The 15,421-nt window shown below is 63.8% G+C and carries 16 protein-coding genes and 1 riboswitch; of the genes, 9 read left to right on the top strand and 7 right to left on the bottom strand.

Annotated features, from left to right (window positions below; translation table 11 throughout):
• Positions 1 to 36: 36 nt before the first annotated feature.
• Positions 37 to 1,239, bottom strand: a complete 1,203-nt coding sequence (moeB, locus tag FDP28_RS05545; RefSeq protein ID WP_144659729.1) for a molybdopterin-synthase adenylyltransferase MoeB — start codon at positions 1,237 to 1,239, stop codon at positions 37 to 39.
• Between the two features lie 6 nt (positions 1,240 to 1,245).
• On the opposite strand from moeB, the gene FDP28_RS05540 reads away from it, so the two are divergent.
• From FDP28_RS05540 to FDP28_RS05530, 3 genes are read left to right on the top strand one after another with little or no spacing between them, the layout of a single operon-like run.
• Complete coding sequence (locus FDP28_RS05540) at positions 1,246 to 1,980, top strand: TetR/AcrR family transcriptional regulator (RefSeq protein WP_144659728.1); 735 nt, start codon at positions 1,246 to 1,248, stop codon at positions 1,978 to 1,980.
• Positions 1,981 to 2,030: 50 nt separating this feature from the next.
• A complete protein-coding gene (locus FDP28_RS05535; protein WP_144659727.1) occupies positions 2,031 to 2,255 on the top strand; it encodes a DUF3107 domain-containing protein in 225 nt (74 codons plus the stop codon).
• 33 nt (positions 2,256 to 2,288) lie between these two features.
• Positions 2,289 to 2,591: a hypothetical protein gene (locus FDP28_RS05530; RefSeq protein ID WP_144659726.1), complete on the top strand. Its 303-nt coding sequence runs from the start codon at positions 2,289 to 2,291 to the stop codon at positions 2,589 to 2,591.
• An 86-nt stretch (positions 2,592 to 2,677) separates the two neighbouring features.
• Here the strand turns inward: FDP28_RS05530 and FDP28_RS05525 are convergent, their stop codons facing one another.
• From FDP28_RS05525 to thiO, 3 genes are all read right to left on the bottom strand, one after another.
• Complete coding sequence (locus FDP28_RS05525; RefSeq protein ID WP_144659725.1) at positions 2,678 to 3,475, bottom strand: thiazole synthase; 798 nt, start codon at positions 3,473 to 3,475, stop codon at positions 2,678 to 2,680.
• Between the two features lie 3 nt (positions 3,476 to 3,478).
• Positions 3,479 to 3,715, bottom strand: a complete 237-nt coding sequence (gene thiS, locus FDP28_RS05520; RefSeq protein ID WP_144659724.1) for a sulfur carrier protein ThiS — start codon at positions 3,713 to 3,715, stop codon at positions 3,479 to 3,481.
• 67 nt (positions 3,716 to 3,782) lie between these two features.
• The gene (gene thiO, locus FDP28_RS05515; RefSeq protein ID WP_144659723.1) at positions 3,783 to 4,994 is read right to left on the bottom strand and encodes a glycine oxidase ThiO; all 1,212 of its coding nucleotides are present in this window, start codon (positions 4,992 to 4,994) and stop codon (positions 3,783 to 3,785) included.
• A riboswitch (TPP riboswitch) is annotated at positions 4,986 to 5,106 on the bottom strand. (Overlaps the previous gene by 9 nt.)
• Before the next feature lie 27 nt (positions 5,107 to 5,133).
• Between thiO and thiE the strand changes: the two genes are divergently transcribed.
• The 5 genes from thiE to FDP28_RS05490 all read left to right on the top strand — a co-directional run bounded on the left by thiE (position 5,134) and on the right by FDP28_RS05490 (position 11,326).
• Positions 5,134 to 5,817, top strand: a complete 684-nt coding sequence (gene thiE, locus FDP28_RS05510) for a thiamine phosphate synthase (protein ID WP_144659722.1) — start codon at positions 5,134 to 5,136, stop codon at positions 5,815 to 5,817.
• A gap of 90 nt (positions 5,818 to 5,907) precedes the next feature.
• A complete protein-coding gene (locus tag FDP28_RS05505) occupies positions 5,908 to 6,858 on the top strand; it encodes a TM2 domain-containing protein (RefSeq protein WP_144659721.1) in 951 nt (316 codons plus the stop codon).
• A gap of 117 nt (positions 6,859 to 6,975) precedes the next feature.
• Positions 6,976 to 8,466, top strand: a complete 1,491-nt coding sequence (locus tag FDP28_RS05500) for an RNB domain-containing ribonuclease (protein WP_144659720.1) — start codon at positions 6,976 to 6,978, stop codon at positions 8,464 to 8,466.
• A 275-nt stretch (positions 8,467 to 8,741) separates the two neighbouring features.
• Positions 8,742 to 10,433, top strand: coding sequence for a DEAD/DEAH box helicase (locus FDP28_RS05495; protein ID WP_144659719.1), 1,692 nt, complete (start codon positions 8,742 to 8,744; stop codon positions 10,431 to 10,433).
• An 8-nt stretch (positions 10,434 to 10,441) separates the two neighbouring features.
• Complete coding sequence (locus FDP28_RS05490; RefSeq protein WP_144659718.1) at positions 10,442 to 11,326, top strand: DNA-methyltransferase; 885 nt, start codon at positions 10,442 to 10,444, stop codon at positions 11,324 to 11,326.
• Positions 11,327 to 11,375: 49 nt separating this feature from the next.
• Here FDP28_RS05490 and FDP28_RS05485 read toward each other — a convergent pair whose 3' ends face one another.
• Positions 11,376 to 11,984, bottom strand: a complete 609-nt coding sequence (locus FDP28_RS05485) for a MarC family protein (protein WP_144659717.1) — start codon at positions 11,982 to 11,984, stop codon at positions 11,376 to 11,378.
• A gap of 31 nt (positions 11,985 to 12,015) precedes the next feature.
• Positions 12,016 to 12,861 carry a PHP domain-containing protein gene (locus FDP28_RS05480; protein ID WP_144659716.1) on the bottom strand — a complete coding sequence of 282 codons (846 nt, stop codon included), beginning with the start codon at positions 12,859 to 12,861 and terminating at the stop codon, positions 12,016 to 12,018.
• 80 nt (positions 12,862 to 12,941) lie between these two features.
• Between FDP28_RS05480 and FDP28_RS05475 the strand changes: the two genes are divergently transcribed.
• A complete protein-coding gene (locus tag FDP28_RS05475) occupies positions 12,942 to 14,516 on the top strand; it encodes an aminopeptidase P family protein (protein WP_144660003.1) in 1,575 nt (524 codons plus the stop codon).
• 84 nt (positions 14,517 to 14,600) lie between these two features.
• On the opposite strand, the gene FDP28_RS05470 is transcribed toward FDP28_RS05475, so the two are convergent.
• Positions 14,601 to 15,404 (bottom strand): YflT domain-containing protein, encoded by an 804-nt coding sequence (locus FDP28_RS05470; protein WP_186313519.1) that lies wholly within the window; start codon positions 15,402 to 15,404, stop codon positions 14,601 to 14,603.
• Between the last annotated feature and the right edge of the window lie 17 nt (positions 15,405 to 15,421).

Genomic DNA, 15,421 nt, shown 5'->3' with positions numbered 1-15,421 from the left:
TGAGCTTCCCAGACAAGCCTGAAAGCAGGCAATGAATCAGTAAACGGGCTTGCTTGGCTCCACTTGCCGCACCCAGGCGAGAATGCCGCCGTCGAGGTGTTTGACCCGGCTGTAGCCGGCCTTACGTGCCGCTTCCAGCACCGCTGCCGAACGCGTTCCGGCCTTGCAGTGGAACACGATGTCCTTATCCTGCGGCAGCTCAACCCAGGCTTCGCCGGAAAGGATGCGGCCCTGCGGAATCAGGACCGAACCGTCGATGCTCACGATGCTGTGCTCTCCGGATTCGCGGACATCCACCAGCTCGAAGTCCCGCTCCCCCGAGTCCCGCTCAGCAAGCATCCGGGCCAGCTCCGTCGCGGTGACCGTGTGGTCCTGGTCGGTTGCGGCAACCGGAGTCACTCCGCAGAATGCCTCGTAGTCGGTCAGTTCCGTGATGGGCTCCGCTTCAGGGTCCTTGGAAACCTTGATTTCCCGCCAGCTTCCGCCCAAAGCGTCGAACAGCGCCACTCGCCCCAGCAAGGAACGTCCGACGCCGGTAATCAGCTTCACGGCTTCGGTCACCATGAGCGAACCCACCGCTGCGCACAGCATGCCAAAGACGCCACCCTCACCGCAGGACGGCACCGAACCAGCCGGAGGGGCTTCCGGGTAGAGGTCCCGGTAGCTGGGGCCGTGCTGGGCCCAGAAGACGCTGACCTGGCCATCAAAGCGGAAAATAGAGCCCCACACATACGGCTTGCCCAGGATGGCCGCGGCATCGTTGACCAGGTAACGGGTGGCGAAGTTGTCCGCACCGTCCAGGATGAGGTCGTACTGGGCGAAGAGCTCCAAGGCGTTGGAAGAATCCAGCCGGAGGTTGTGGAGGACCACGTTCACCAAGGGGTTCAGTTCCGCGATGGCATCACGGGCGGACTCGATCTTGGGCTTTCCCACATCCTTGACGCCATGGATGACCTGGCGCTGCAGGTTGCTGAGGTCGACGTCGTCGTCGTCCACGATTCCGAGCGTTCCCACGCCCGCCGCAGCCAGGTACAGCAACGCGGGCGAGCCCAGGCCGCCGGCGCCGATGACAAGAACCTTCGCATTCTTGAGCCTGCGTTGGCCCAGGGCTCCGATTTCGGGAATGATGAGATGCCGTGAGTACCGCTCCACCTCTGCCGGCGTGAGCCCGGCGGCCGGTTCGACGAGGGGTGGCAGGACTGTGGGCGCGGCGGAGTGGGCAGCAACAATTGAGGCCATACCCCAATGTATGCCTGCCGATGCCGCCGGGTCATATTACCCACCGGTAGAGTGGTCATAACTGCAAAGGAAAGGCGGCAGACTGTGGCTGACGGCACACGGGCAAACGATGAGGCACCCGCAAAGCAGGAACGGGCCGTTGCACCCCGTTCACCAAGGCTGCCCAGGGACGAGCGCCGTGCACAGCTGCTGAACGCCGCCTTGGAAGTCTTCGTTTCCAACGGATTCCATGGCGCAGCGATGGACGAAATCGCTGAAACCGCCCATGTGAGCAAACCGGTGCTGTACCAGCACTTCCCGTCCAAGCGGGAACTCTACATGGCCCTCCTGGACAGTCATCTGGCAACACTGACGGACTTGATGCTGGGCGCCCTGAACTCCACCACGGACAACAAGGAACGCGTCAAGGCGGTCATGCGCGCGTATTATCGGTTCATCGCCGACGACGACCAGGCGCACCGCTTGGTGTTTGAGTCCGACCTCATCAATGATCCCGACGTCAGCTCCCGCTTGGAGACGTTCAACAAGACCTTCGCTGACGCCGTCGCGCACGTGATCGCCGAGGACACCAAACTTCCGCCCCTCGAGGCCCAGCTCCTGGGCCGTGGCCTGGCAGGAATGGCCCAGGTCAGCGCCCGGTATTGGCTGGAAACAGACGGAAACCTGGACCTCGATGTCGCCAGTGATCTGATCTATCGTTTAGCTTGGCGCGGAATCAGTCGATTCCCCAAAGAGTCCTAAGCTACAAATAGAGAACAGACTTAATACTTGATTGGCTTGGAGGCCTTGCTGTGGAAGTAAAGATCGGCATTCAAAACGTTGGCCGTGAAATTGTGCTCGAATCCGCCCTGGATGCTGACGCCGTCGCCAAGATCGTGGCCGAAGCCGTGTCCAAGGGCTCGGAACTGCGGCTGACCGACGAGAAGGGCCGCCAGATCATCGTTCCCGGAAACGTGCTGGGCTACGTGGAGATCGGCGCCGAGGAAGTCCGCCGGGTCGGCTTCGGCGCACTCTGACCCCATCCGCCCAACTGCCGCTAAGGAGTCCCCATGCTTTCCCTCGTCATCGTGGTCCTGGTCACCATTGCCACCGGCTTCATAGTTTGGGCAAACGACAAGCGGCACAGCAGGTATGGAATTGCGTTGCCGGCCGGCGTTTCAGCCGCGGTCGGTGCCCTGAGCTGGGTCGCTTTCATCAGCGCAGGGCTCGGGTACCAGCCGGGTGCAACGTGGATCCCATGGGTCCTGCCGATGGTGCTCGGCACCGCGGCAGCAGCGGGTGTGGTTGTCTATCTTGGTCGCACGCGCACCAAGCACGACACCGAGGCCCTGACCAAGGCGCTGCGTCTCTAGGCTCAAACGTCTCTAGGCCTTAAACAAGGATGACCATCACCGGGAGGTGATGGTCATCCTTGTTTAAGGCCCGGGTTTAAGCCCGGCTAGAGGAACTCTGCCCGGCCTTCCATGGCAGAGGACGCCAGGGCGTGCTCACGTTTCGGAATCCGGCCTGCCTGCTTGGCGAGCCGCCCCGCGATGACGGCATGCTTGAAAGCCTGCCCCATCTGCACGGGGTTCTGGGCGCGGGTGACGGCAGTGGCCAGCAGGACGGCATCGCAGCCCAGTTCCATGGCAAGGGCGGCGTCGGAGGCTGTGCCTATACCCGCATCCAACACCACCGGTACGGAGGCACGGGACACGATGAGTTCAATGTTGTGCGGATTGAGGATCCCCAGTCCGGTTCCAATGGGCGAGCCGAGCGGCATGACGGCCGTGGCACCCAGGTTCTCCAGGCGCAGCGCCAGGACGGGATCGTCGTTGGTGTAAGCGAAGACCTTGAAGCCCCTGTTCACCAGTTGCTCCGTTGCTTCGACCAGCTCCACCGCATCGGGCAGGAGCGTGTGTTCGTCCGCAATGACTTCCAGCTTTACCCAGTCGGTCTCCAAAGCCTCACGGGCGAGTTCTGCCGTCATCACAGCGTCCTTTGCCGTGAAGCAGCCCGCCGTGTTCGGCAGGACACGGATGTTGTTGTCCACCAGGAGCTGGAAGAGCGAACCGGTTTCAGCGGTCGAGTAGCGCCTCATGGCCACTGTTGTGAGCTCGGTTCCCGAGGCCAGGAGCGCGGCTCCCAGGCCGTCAAGGCTGGGCGCACCTCCAGTGCCCATGATCAGCCTGGAGCCCAGTTCGACGCCGTCGATCACCAATGCGTCGGTGCGGACTTCCGTGTTTGCCTGGGTCATCGTTCAGCCTCCCTGTACTGCGGTTACGAGTTCGAGTTCGTCGCCGTCGGCCAGCGCAGTAGCCGCCCATTGGCTCCGCGGTACCACCTCGGAATTGCGGGCGACGGCGACACCCAGCTTCCCGCCGTCGGCCGCCTGTCCCCGGTGGTCCAAGGCGCGGCCGGTGACGGCGGTGACCACACTGCTGACGGAAGCGCCATCGAGCACTTCGTGCACGGCGCCGTTGAGCTTGATGTTCATACTGTTTCCTTGCTGTGAAGAGAGCAACGCGGGGTCACTTATGGCCCCCTGAAGGGGTTTCCATGGGTCATAAGTGACCCCGCGTTGCATTGAAGCGGTCAGGACGGAAGATGGACCAGCGGGGGTCGGTGGAACCACTCAGCAGCTCCCCCACGATCGCGGCGGCTATGGGAGTGAGGAGGACACCGTGCCGGAAGAATCCCGTGGCGATCACGAGGCCTTCAACCTCGCCGGTGGAGTTGCCCACACGGCCCAGCAACGGGGCGTTGTCCGGAGTTCCTGGTCGTGCGCGGGCCGTTGCCTCCAGGAGTTCGAGTTCAGCAACCGCAGGCACGAGAACCTGCGCGTCACGCAGGAGTTGGTAGACGCCACCGGCCGAGACGGCGTTGGATGTCGCGGACAGACTGTCCTCGCGTTGCGTAGCGCCGATCACCACGGTTCCGTCCTCCCGCGGAACGATGTACACGGGCACTCCGCGGACCATTCCCCGGACTGTGGCAGTGACCAGCGGACGGAGGTGGGTCGGGACGCGTAGTCGGAGGATGTCTCCGTAGACCGGCCTGACTGGAAGGCTGAGTCCCTCGGGAAGGCCCTGCAAGTGAGGGGCTCCCAGCCCATTGGCCACGACCGTTTCGGCGGCGTGGACGGTGCCGCCGTGTTCAAGCTCGACACCGGCAACACGGTCCCCGTCCCACAACAACCCGCCGGCGGAGGCCTCAACGGCGAACCCATCCCCGGTCCCCTTCACCCAGCTGCCATCGTCCGGCGAATGCGCGGCAAGGGCCGCCAAAAGGTGGGTCGCCAACTTCCGCGGATCAACTTGGTGATCGGAGGGAATGTCAAAGGCACAGGAAATTTGCGGGCTCAGCAAAGGTTCGCGGTTCCGTGCCTCACGCAAGGACAGCGGCTCAACCTCCAGTCCCGCCGCAAGCTGAGCCGCGCGAAGGTCTGCGAGCGCCCGGCGGTCCGCGGCGTCGGCACCCACGGCGAGGGTCGGCGTCGTGCTGTATCCGGTGGCTTGCGTGGGCTGAGGCAGGCTGCCCACGAATGATGGCCACAATCGGGATGACTCGACCATGAGGTCCAGGAGGTCTTCTTCCTGGTAGTGGAGTTCGCTCACCGGTGCCAGCATTCCGGCAGCCGCAAAGGTAGCGCCGCTGGCCGGCGCCGGGTCGATGAGGGCCACGGAGCGGCCCAGCATCCGTGCTTGATGGGCTATGCCCAGGCCGATGATCCCACCGCCAATGATGGCGACATCTGCGTGAATGGCTGCTGCCATTTGTTTCCTTCCCTACGCCGGTACTAGCCGGATCAGGTCAAGCGGTCGGCTCTTAAGCCCTCTCAGCCGGACGGTCACAATGATGGTCGTCGCGGCTCCCGCGGTACGTGCCCAGTTTAGAGGAACTAGTGTGGTTTCCATGACCCAGCATCATTCCCTCGCCTCGGCCCGCCTCTACCTGTGCACTGACGCGCGCAAACGCCAAGGCGATTTTGAAGACTTTGTGGACGCAGCTTTCCAGGGCGGAGTGGACATCATCCAACTTCGCGACAAGACGATGGAAGCTGCTGAGGAATTGGAATTGCTGGCCGTCCTGCGCAGCGTTGCCGAACGCCACGGACGGCTCTGGGCAGTCAACGACCGGGCCGATATTGCCAGTGTTTCCGGGGCTCCTGTGTTCCATGTGGGCCAAAAGGACCTGCCCCTGGGGGTCGCCCGTACCTTCCTGCCCCACCCTGCCGTCATTGGCCTGTCCACCCACACTCCCGAGCAAGTGAACGCGGCCATCACAGCCTCACCGGGCGACGCGGGATTGGATTACTTCTGTGTTGGCCCGGTATGGGCGACCCCCACCAAGCCCGGCCGTGAAGCCGTGGGAACCGGCTTGGTCACATATGCCGCAGAAGCGATCAAGCGCGCTGAGGAGACCACAGGCGGGGCCGTTGATTTGCCCTGGTTCGCGATCGGTGGAATCGACCTTGGCAACGTAGAAGAGGTACTCGCAGCCGGTGCCAGCCGCATCGTCGTCGTCCGCGCCATCACTGAGGCGGAAGACCCGACGGCGGCAGCGAAGTCGCTGCTCGAAGCCCTCGACGCCGCTTAGAAGCAACTCCGCGGGCCACGCTGCCCGACGGCCGGTCCCCGCCGGTCCGCCATCCAAAACCTCGCACCCGCACCACTGAAGGAAGTCCACGTGAGTTACCCGAATTACCCGCCCGCGCCCGATAACGGACAAGGAGCGGGTGTTCCTCCGGTCCCCAACGCACCTGCCCCTTACGGCAGCCCCTATCAAGGTGGGCCCTACACCGGCTATCAACCCACGCCGGGTTCGGGTTCTTACGGCCCTCCGGGCGGCGATGGAACGGCAAAGTCGTTCGTGGTCACCTGGATCCTGTCCTTGCTCCTGGGCGGACTGGGTGTCGACCGGTTCTACCTGGGCAAGATCGGCACCGGCATAGCCAAGCTCCTGACCGCCGGCGGGTTCGGCATCTGGTCGATCGTGGACCTCATCATCACGTTGACAGGTAATGCCCGTGACAAGCAGGGCCGGCCTTTGGCTGGCTACCCGGAGAACAAGAAGAAGGCGTGGATCATCACCATCGTGGTGTGGCTCGCCGGCCTCATCATCGGCATCATTTCCACGGTGCTGTCCTTGGCGCTGGTCTCTGCCGGGATCCAAGGGCAGAAGGCAGCTGAACCAGCCCGCCCATCGGCGTCCCAGGAAGCCCCCCATCCCTCGCCCGGCACCGCCAGCGATGCGAATTCCTTCACGGTGACGGTGTCCAGTGGCGACACTGTGAAGGTGGGCATTGTGGACACCCTTTACACTACGGAAATTTCGGCCATGCCCTACCTGGAGCCAGCCAATGGAGGGTTCCTGTTGATGGAGGTTTCCTGGCAGACTGCCACGGGAACCAGCTACGCATCAGCCACAAACTTTGAGGCTTACGATGCTGACGGCAAGGAGGGCGAGCTGCTCTTCCTGGAGGAAAAAATGGGGACCTTCCCCTGGGGGGACGTACCGACCGGGAAGACTGTTCAGGGAGTCATAGGCTTTGACATCAAGAAGGGTCCGACCACCATCGTGGTAAACGACCTCAACGGTGAAAAGGCAGCGAGCTTTACGCTGACCCCGGCAGGCTAGCCTTCGGCAACTCAGCAGGGTACCGCCGGCAACAGGCCCGCAGTCGCTTGGCGGCTGCGGGCTTTTGCCTGGTGGGCGTCCAAGACTATCGGCCTGTTTCGGGCTACGCTGACTTTCGTGTCACATCACCGGATAGCGCCCAACGTCGACGATTCCTCGGACCAGCTCGCCGCAGCCCTCGCGGCCCTGCGGACGGAGCTTGAGCTGCCCGGCGAGTACCCCGCTGAGGCCGTGCAGGAGGCGCGTGACGCCGTCGAATCCCTCCGCCTGCCCGGGCGGGACCTCAGGCATGTCACCTTCGTGACCATTGACCCCGCGACCTCCACCGACCTTGACCAAGCGCTGTACATCGAGCGTGCCGGCGAAGGGTACAAAGTCCTTTACGCGATCGCCGATGTTCCGTCCTTCGTAGCACCCGGAGGAGCCCTGGATTCGGAAACGCGGCACCGGGGTCAAACACTCTACGCGCCGGACGGGCGCATTCCCTTGCACCCGGAGATCATCAGCGAAAATGCCGGGAGTTTGCTGGCGAACCAGGACTGCGGGGCCTTCGTCTGGGACTTCGATCTGGACGCCAAGGCGGAGGTGGTGAACGTTTCCGTGGCGCGGGCAACCGTGCGAAGCCGCGCCAAACTCAGCTATGCCGGCGCACAGCAACAGATCGACGACGGAACTGCACCGCCCGTACTTCAGCTCCTCAAGGAAGTTGGACTCAAAAGGGTCGAGCTGGAGCGGCTTCGCGGCGGGGCCAGCCTCAACATGCCCGAGCAGGAAATCGTCCAGGTGACCGACGGAGGGTACAGAATCGTCGCGGCACCGTCCTTGCCGGTGGAGGACTGGAATGCGCAGATTTCGCTCATGACGGGGATGGCGGCAGCACAACTGATGCTCGATGGGAAGATCGGCATCCTGCGGACCATGCCGGCCCCTGACGAGAGGTCGCTGCAGCACTTCAAGCGCCAGACAGCCGCGCTGGGCAAGCCGTGGGACGGCAAGGTCAGCTACGGCGAGTATCTGCGAACGCTGGACGCCTCCGATCCGAAGCAACTGGCGATTCTGCACTCGGCCGGAACATTGTTCCGGGGCGCCGGCTATACCCCTTTTGACGGCGAAGTGCCCGAAACGGTGATCCAGGCAGCCATCGGCGCCCCCTATGCCCACACCACAGCTCCGCTGCGGCGGCTCATTGACCGCTTTGTCCTGGTGATTTGTGAAGCGCTGTGCAACAACAAAGAGATCCCGCGCTGGGCACGCGAGGCCCTGCCCTCCCTGCCCGAGATCATGGGCGCCTCTGACCAGTTGGCCGGACGGTTGGAACGTGCGGCCTTGGACACAGTGGAAGCAGCACTGGCAGCAGGCCATGTGGGCCAGGAGTTCGATGCCGTTGTTATCTCCGGTTCCAAGCCATCGAACGGAAACGGCAACAACGGCAATGGAAGCAGGGGCAACGGCAATGGCAACGGCGCCCCCTATGGCGTTGTCCAGATCGCCGAGCCCGCGGTAACGGCACGGTGTGACGGCGAACTGGAGTCAGGTACCAAGGTGCGGGTACGCCTCGTAAAGGCGGAAATTGCCACCCGGGAGATCCGGTTTGAGCTTCTGGGCTGACGCGCTTCAGTCACCGATCCGGGCTTTATGGCTCCCAGAGGATAGACTGGGCCTGTAGTAATGGATGCCCGGTCGTTGATTCAGTTAATTTTTGAACTCAACAAGCCCGCCCCTACGCGATCTTGAGATGTACCAACTGGTCACCAGTGCCAGTACTTAGATAGCCCGCGATCGGCTTCCACTGGAATTGCTTGCGCGCCCGTTCTGCTCCGGTACGGCTATGCCATCCCGTTGAGCATGCAGCGCCAATGCCTAAATGAATAAGGAAACTCCCTGTGAGTGAATTGCACACCCATGAAGTCCTGACGGACTCCACCGGAACCGAGACCATCGAACCCGAGGAAACGATCACCTCGGACGAGACGCCCCACGAGATCGAAGAAAAGTCGTTCGCCGACTACAACGTCCGCGCGGACATCGTTGAGTCCCTGGCCGACGCCGGAATCACGCACCCCTTCCCGATCCAGGCCATGACGCTGCCCGTGGCCCTGAGCGGCCACGACATCATCGGCCAAGCCAAGACGGGCACCGGCAAGACGCTGGGCTTTGGCATTCCCGCCCTGCAGCGGGTCATCGGCAGAGACGACGCAGGCTACGAGAAGCTTGCCGTTCCTGGCGCCCCTCAGGCCTTGGTCATCGTTCCCACCCGTGAACTTGCCGTGCAGGTTGCCAACGACCTCCAGGCTGCATCCCGGAAGCGCAACGCCCGCATTGCCACCATCTACGGCGGCCGCGCCTATGAGCCCCAGATCGAAGCACTGCAGAAGGGCGTCGAGATCGTCGTCGGCACCCCCGGCCGCCTGATCGACCTCTACAAGCAGAAGCACCTGAGCCTGAAGAACGTCAAGATGGTGGTCCTGGACGAAGCCGACGAGATGCTGGATCTCGGCTTCCTTCCCGACGTCGAAACTCTGATTGCCGGCACCCCCGCGGTCCGCCAGACCCTCCTGTTCTCGGCCACCATGCCTGGCCCGGTCATCGCCATGGCACGCCGTTACATGACGCAGCCCACCCACATCCGGGCCGCCGACCCCAACGATGAGGGCCTTACCAAGCGCGACATCCGCCAGCTCATCTACCGTGCACACAGCATGGACAAGACGGAAGTTGTGGCCCGCATCCTCCAGGCCAAGGGCCGCGGACGCACTGTCATCTTCACCAAGACCAAGCGCACTGCAGCCAAGGTCGCAGAGGAATTGGTGGACCGTGGCTTCGCCGCCGCTGCCATCCACGGCGACCTGGGCCAGGGCGCCCGCGAGCAGGCCCTGCGGGCTTTCCGCAACAACAAGGTGGATGTTCTGGTGGCAACCGATGTCGCCGCCCGCGGTATCGACGTCGAGGACGTCACCCACGTCATCAACTACCAGTGCGTCGAGGACGAGAAGATCTACCTGCACCGTGTTGGCCGTACCGGCCGTGCAGGCAACAAGGGCACCGCCGTGACCTTCGTTGACTGGGACGATGTCCCTCGTTGGGCCCTGATCAACAAGGCTCTTGGCCTCAACGTTCCCGAACCTGTCGAGACCTACTCCTCCTCACCGCACCTGTACACCGACCTCGACATCCCCGAGGGCACCAAGGGCCGCCTGCCCCGTAACAAGCGCGTCCTCGCCGGCGTCGACGCCGAGGTGCTGGAGGACCTGGGCGAGACCGGGAAAAAGAACGGACGTTCGGGCGGTTCCGGCCGTGACGGCAAGCGCGACGGCGGCCGTGGCCGCAGGTCCGGCGACTCCAAGTCAGGCGACTCGCGCGAAAGCAAGGGCGACGGCGGCCGCAACCGCACCCGTCGTCGTCGTACGTCCGAGGGCGAAGCAGCTCCGGCTGCAGGTTCGACCGAAGCCCGGACGGCAACCGCCGACAACGCTGAGAAGCCTGCCCGCACGCGTCGTACCCGTACGCGTCGCCGCAATGGCGAAGTTGTTTCCGGTGAGTCGGCTGCTGCCCAGCCTGGCAACACCGAGGCCTAATACCGTCAATGGCTGAAACTGTTTGGGCGCCGGACGGCGGCAACATGGTGGTGCACGCGGATAACGCGGAATTCCTTCCAACGCTGCCGGACGGCGCCTTCACACTCATCTACGTGGACCCGCCCTTCAACACGGGCCGCGTGCAGCGGCGGCAAGAGACCCGCATGGTCCGCAACGCCGACGGCGACGGCGACCGCGTCGGCTTCAAAGGCCGCTCCTACGACACCATCAAGGGTGCCCTGCACAGCTACGACGACGCCTTCAGCGACTACTGGTCCTTCCTGGAGCCCAAGCTCGTGGAAGCCTGGCGCCTGTTGGCGGACGACGGCACCCTGTACCTGCACCTCGATTACCGCGAGGTCCACTACGCCAAGGTGATGCTGGACGCGATCTTTGGCAGGGAGTGCTTCCTCAACGAGATCATCTGGGCCTATGACTACGGTGCCCGGGCCAAGAACCGCTGGCCCACCAAGCACGACAACATCCTTGTCTACGTCAAGAACCCCACGAAGTACCACTTCGACAACGAGGAAGTGGACCGCGAGCCCTACATGGCTCCGGGCTTGGTGACACCGGCCAAACGCGAGCGCGGAAAGCTGCCGACGGACGTCTGGTGGCACACCATCGTCTCCCCCACCGGGCGCGAAAAAACCGGTTACCCCACCCAAAAACCCGAGGGATTGGTGCGAAGGATCGTCTCCGCATCAAGCCGCAAGGATGACTGGTGCCTGGACTTCTTCGCCGGCTCCGGGACCCTCGGCGCCGTGGCCGCGAAGCTGGGCCGCCGATTTGTGTGTGTCGACCAGAATGAGCAGGCCATCGAGGTCATGCGGAAACGCCTCGGCGCCAAGGCAGTGTTCCACGAGCTGCTGCCCACCGGCCCGCAGGCCTGAGACAGCAGCCCTTCGCCTGCTGTCTGCCGCTGTTCAGGCAACTGCCTGCCTAGGCAGCGCCCTTCACGAACGCCGTCACCGAGTCTGCGATCATCTGCACCGCAATGGCCGACAACAGCAACCCTGCGATCCTGGTGACCAGTTCCACGCCGTTCTCACCAAGGACGCGTTGGACCACGCCTGCGAAGCGCATCGCGAGGTAGAGCGAGGCCAGGACCACAGCGATACCGGTGCCCACGGCGAGGTAGTCTGACAGTTCAGTGGACTGCTGCACGAACACCATCACCGCCACAATCGCACCCGGGCCGGCCATGAGCGGCGTCCCCAGGGGCACAAAGGCGACATTCTTGTACTTGGCCGCGTTTTCCTCGCCGCTGGTGTTTCCGGTCAGCAACTGCAAGGCGATGAGGACCAGAAGCAACCCGCCCGCACCTTGCAAGGCAGCCAACGAGATGTGCATGTAGTTCAGGATCGATTGGCCGAAGATGGCAAACAGCACAATCACGCCGGTGGCAACCAGGAGCGCCTGGAAGGCTGAACGGTTCCTGTCCTTCGCCGACAACTGAGCCGTCAGGGACATGAAAATCGGCACCGTTCCCGGCGGATCCATGATGACGAACAGGGTAACGATCACCGATGCCAGCAGCTGCAGGTCCATCAGTGGGCCCCTTTCACCGGGCGGGCCCCTGTCACCGGACCACCGTGCTGCCCGTTGCCAATTCTTCGATCCGCGCCAAGACCTCCGGCGAAGTCAGGTTCTCACCCAGCAGGTTCGGTTTGCCGGTCCCGTGGTAGTCGGAGGAACCTGTCATCAACAGACCGTGTTCGGCGGCCAGCCCCCGCAGGAACCTCCGCCCCTCTTCAGGGTTGTCCCGGTGTTCGACTTCCACGCCCAACAGTCCGGCATCAATCATGTCCCGGTACGTGGCTTCCCCCACGGTGCGGCCCCTGGACGACGCCACCGGGTGGGCGAAGACAGGAACGCCTCCCGCCGCCCGGACCAGCTCGACGGCGAGGGCGGGGTCGGGTGCGTAGTGCTGCACGAAGTACCGCGAGTGCGAAGTCAGGATGGTGGTGAAGGCTTCGGTGCGGTCCGCCACGACCCCCGCCGCCACCAAGGCGTCCGCGATGTGGGGGCGTCCGACTGTAGCGCCGGGGGCTACGTGGTGGATCACGTCGTCCCACGTCAGCGGATAATCCTCGGACAACAACGTGACCATGTGCTCGGCCCGTGTCAGGCGGGCATCCTTGGACTTCGTGATTTCCTCGAGCAGTCCTGCATGGCCGGGATCGTGGAGGTAGCTAAGGAGGTGGACGCTGATCCCCTTGTCCGTCCGACAGGAGATCTCCATGCCCGGGACGAATGCAATGCCATGTTCCCTGGCCGCGGCTGCTGCCGGTTCCCAACCATCCGTTGAGTCGTGGTCGGTCAAGGCAACGGCGTCCAGCCCCGCGGCCACGGCGGAAACAATCACGCCGGCCGGTGTCTCTGTCCCGTCGGAAACATTCGAGTGCGCATGCAGGTCTATCCTCACTTTCCCAGCCTATGGGATGCATGCCCGCTTGGCCGGTTGCGCCGTTGGCCTCCTCAGGGAACTGGTGGGACGATGTAACGGTGAACGATGCCGAAAACACCCAGATCTCTGTGTCCCAGCCCCTGCAGGAGCGCGTCAACAACCGCTCGCAGCGGCCCACCTCCGATGCCTTCAAGGCATTCATGGCCAGCAACTGGGCGCCCACCCCGCAGGTGACCCCTGCGCGCGACGCCGTAGCTGACCACGCCGCCCGCCGCCGTCGTACCATCTCCGAACTGTTCAAGGGCGAACGGCTTGTTATCCCGGCCGGGCCGCTGAAGGTCCGCTCGAACGACTGCGACTACCGTTTCCGCCCCCACTCCGGTTTCGCCCACCTGACCGGCCTGGGCGTGGACCACGAGCCCGACGCAGTCCTGATTCTTGAGCCGGTAGCTGAAGGAAAGGGCGACGACGGCGGCCACCACACTGCCACGCTTTACTTCCGTCCTCTGGCCGGCCGCGATACGGAACAGTTCTACGCCGATTCCCGGGCCGGCGAGTTCTGGATTGGCGCCCGTCCGACGCTGGCTGAATTCGAAGCCCGTTTGGGACTGCCCACCGCGCACATCGCCGAGCTGGAAATGGCCATCACCAAGAACGTTGGTGCCCCGGAAATCGGTGGCATCTCCATCCGACTGGTCCGCAAGGTCGACGACAACATCGACGCCTTGGTCGATACCGCCCGCTACAACACGGCCAAGGATCCTGAAAACCTGGACCTCGGCGAACTCGATGCCTTGGACGAGAAGCTCAGCGAAGCCCTCTCCGAGCTGCGCCTGATCAAGGACGAATGGGAAATCGAGCAGATGAAGATCGCGGTGGCTGCCACCGTTGAAGGCTTCGCCGACGTCGTCCGTGCCCTTCCCCGCGCCCTGACGCACCCCCGCGGCGAGCGCGTTGTCGAAGGTGCTTTCTTCGCACGGGCCCGTGAAGAAGGCAACGAGCTCGGCTACGACACCATCGCCGCCGCCGGCAACAACGCGACGGTCCTGCACTGGACCCGCAACTCCGGAACTGTCAACGCCGGGGAGCTTCTTCTCCTCGACGCCGGCGTGGAGGCCGACTCCCTCTACACTGCCGACGTCACCCGGACGCTGCCGGCAACCGGTACCTTCACCGACGTCCAGCGCAAGGTCTACGAGGCAGTACTCGACGCCGCCGACGCCGGTTTCGCGGCCGCCCAGCCCGGCGTAAAGTTCCGCGACATCCACACAGCGGCAACAACGGTCCTTGCCGAGCGCCTGGCCGAATGGGGCCTGCTGCCGGTCTCCGTCGAGGAAGCCATCAGCCCCGAAGGCCAGCAGCACCGGCGCTGGATGCCACACGGCACCAGCCACCACCTGGGCCTGGACGTCCACGACTGTGCCCAGGCAAAGCGTGAGCTCTACCTCGACGGGATCCTCACCGAGGGCATGGTCTTCACGATCGAACCCGGACTGTACTTCAAGGATGAGGACCTGGCGATCCCGGAGGAATACCGTGGCATCGGTGTCCGGATCGAGGACGACATCCTGATGACCGCCGACGGTCCCGTCAACCTCAGCGCCGCCCTGCCGCGCAAGGCGGACGACGTCGAGTCCTGGATGGCGGGGATCTACCAGGACGCCCAGGGCTAAGCTGCTCTCCCAGGCAGGCCCATCACGGCAGCAAAAAGGGAAGGCCACCGGTAATCCGGTGGCCTTCCCTTTGTTTTTACGGCGCTACTGCTTGGGCGAGCCGTCAGAACCGGCCTGTTGGGCGTCGTCCTGCGGAGCGTCGGCTTGTCCCTCAGTCACCCGCACACCGTACTGCGGACGGCCATCGGGCAGGTCCGGGTAACGGACGGCTGCCGGAGTCGGGTTCTGCACAGGGTGCTGGGCAGCGGGAGTGCCCTGGCCGTTGGCTGTGTCCTGCGCGGATCCAGGACCGCGTTGACCGTAGGGGTCGTTCCACGTGGTGGGTCGCTCCGGGGCCTGGCCCGGCTGCTGGAACGGCTGGTTCTGTGGGGCGTAGCTGCTCTGGTGCGCCTGCGACGGGTTCATCGGCAGCTGCTGGAGCAGACGCCGTGCCTCATGGGACGCTTCCCGGGCCACAATGACGTCATAGTTCGTGGCCACTACCTGGCTGGTGGAAGTGAAGTCCCGCTTGCCGCGCTGGGTGGCGTAGGTGACGATGCCGAAGAGCATGAAGAATGCCGCACCCATCAGCACCGAGGTGATGATGGAGAACGGACCGCCCGCGGGGGTGAAGAAGGAGAGCATGACGCCGACGAAGAGGCCGAACCACATGCCGCTCAGCGCTCCCGACAACGCCACCCTCGGGTAGCTCAGTCGGCCGGTGACCCGCTCCACCATTTTGAGGTCGTTGCCCACGATGGACACCAGCTGAACCGGGAACTGCTGGTCAGCGAGATAGTCCACCGCCTTCTGGGCATCCAAATAAGAGGTGTATGAGCCCACGGTGTCGCCTTGGGGCACGCTGCGGGATTCCTCGATAGCTTTGGGACCACCAAAAATGTTAGACATAGCCCCATTGTGGCCCA

The sequence above is a fragment of the Paenarthrobacter nicotinovorans genome, from assembly GCF_007670255.1.
Classification (GTDB): Bacteria; Actinomycetota; Actinomycetes; order Actinomycetales; family Micrococcaceae; genus Arthrobacter; species Arthrobacter nicotinovorans_B.
Note: the sequence above shows the minus strand (reverse complement) of the source record. Positions and strands in the feature narration are given on the sequence as shown.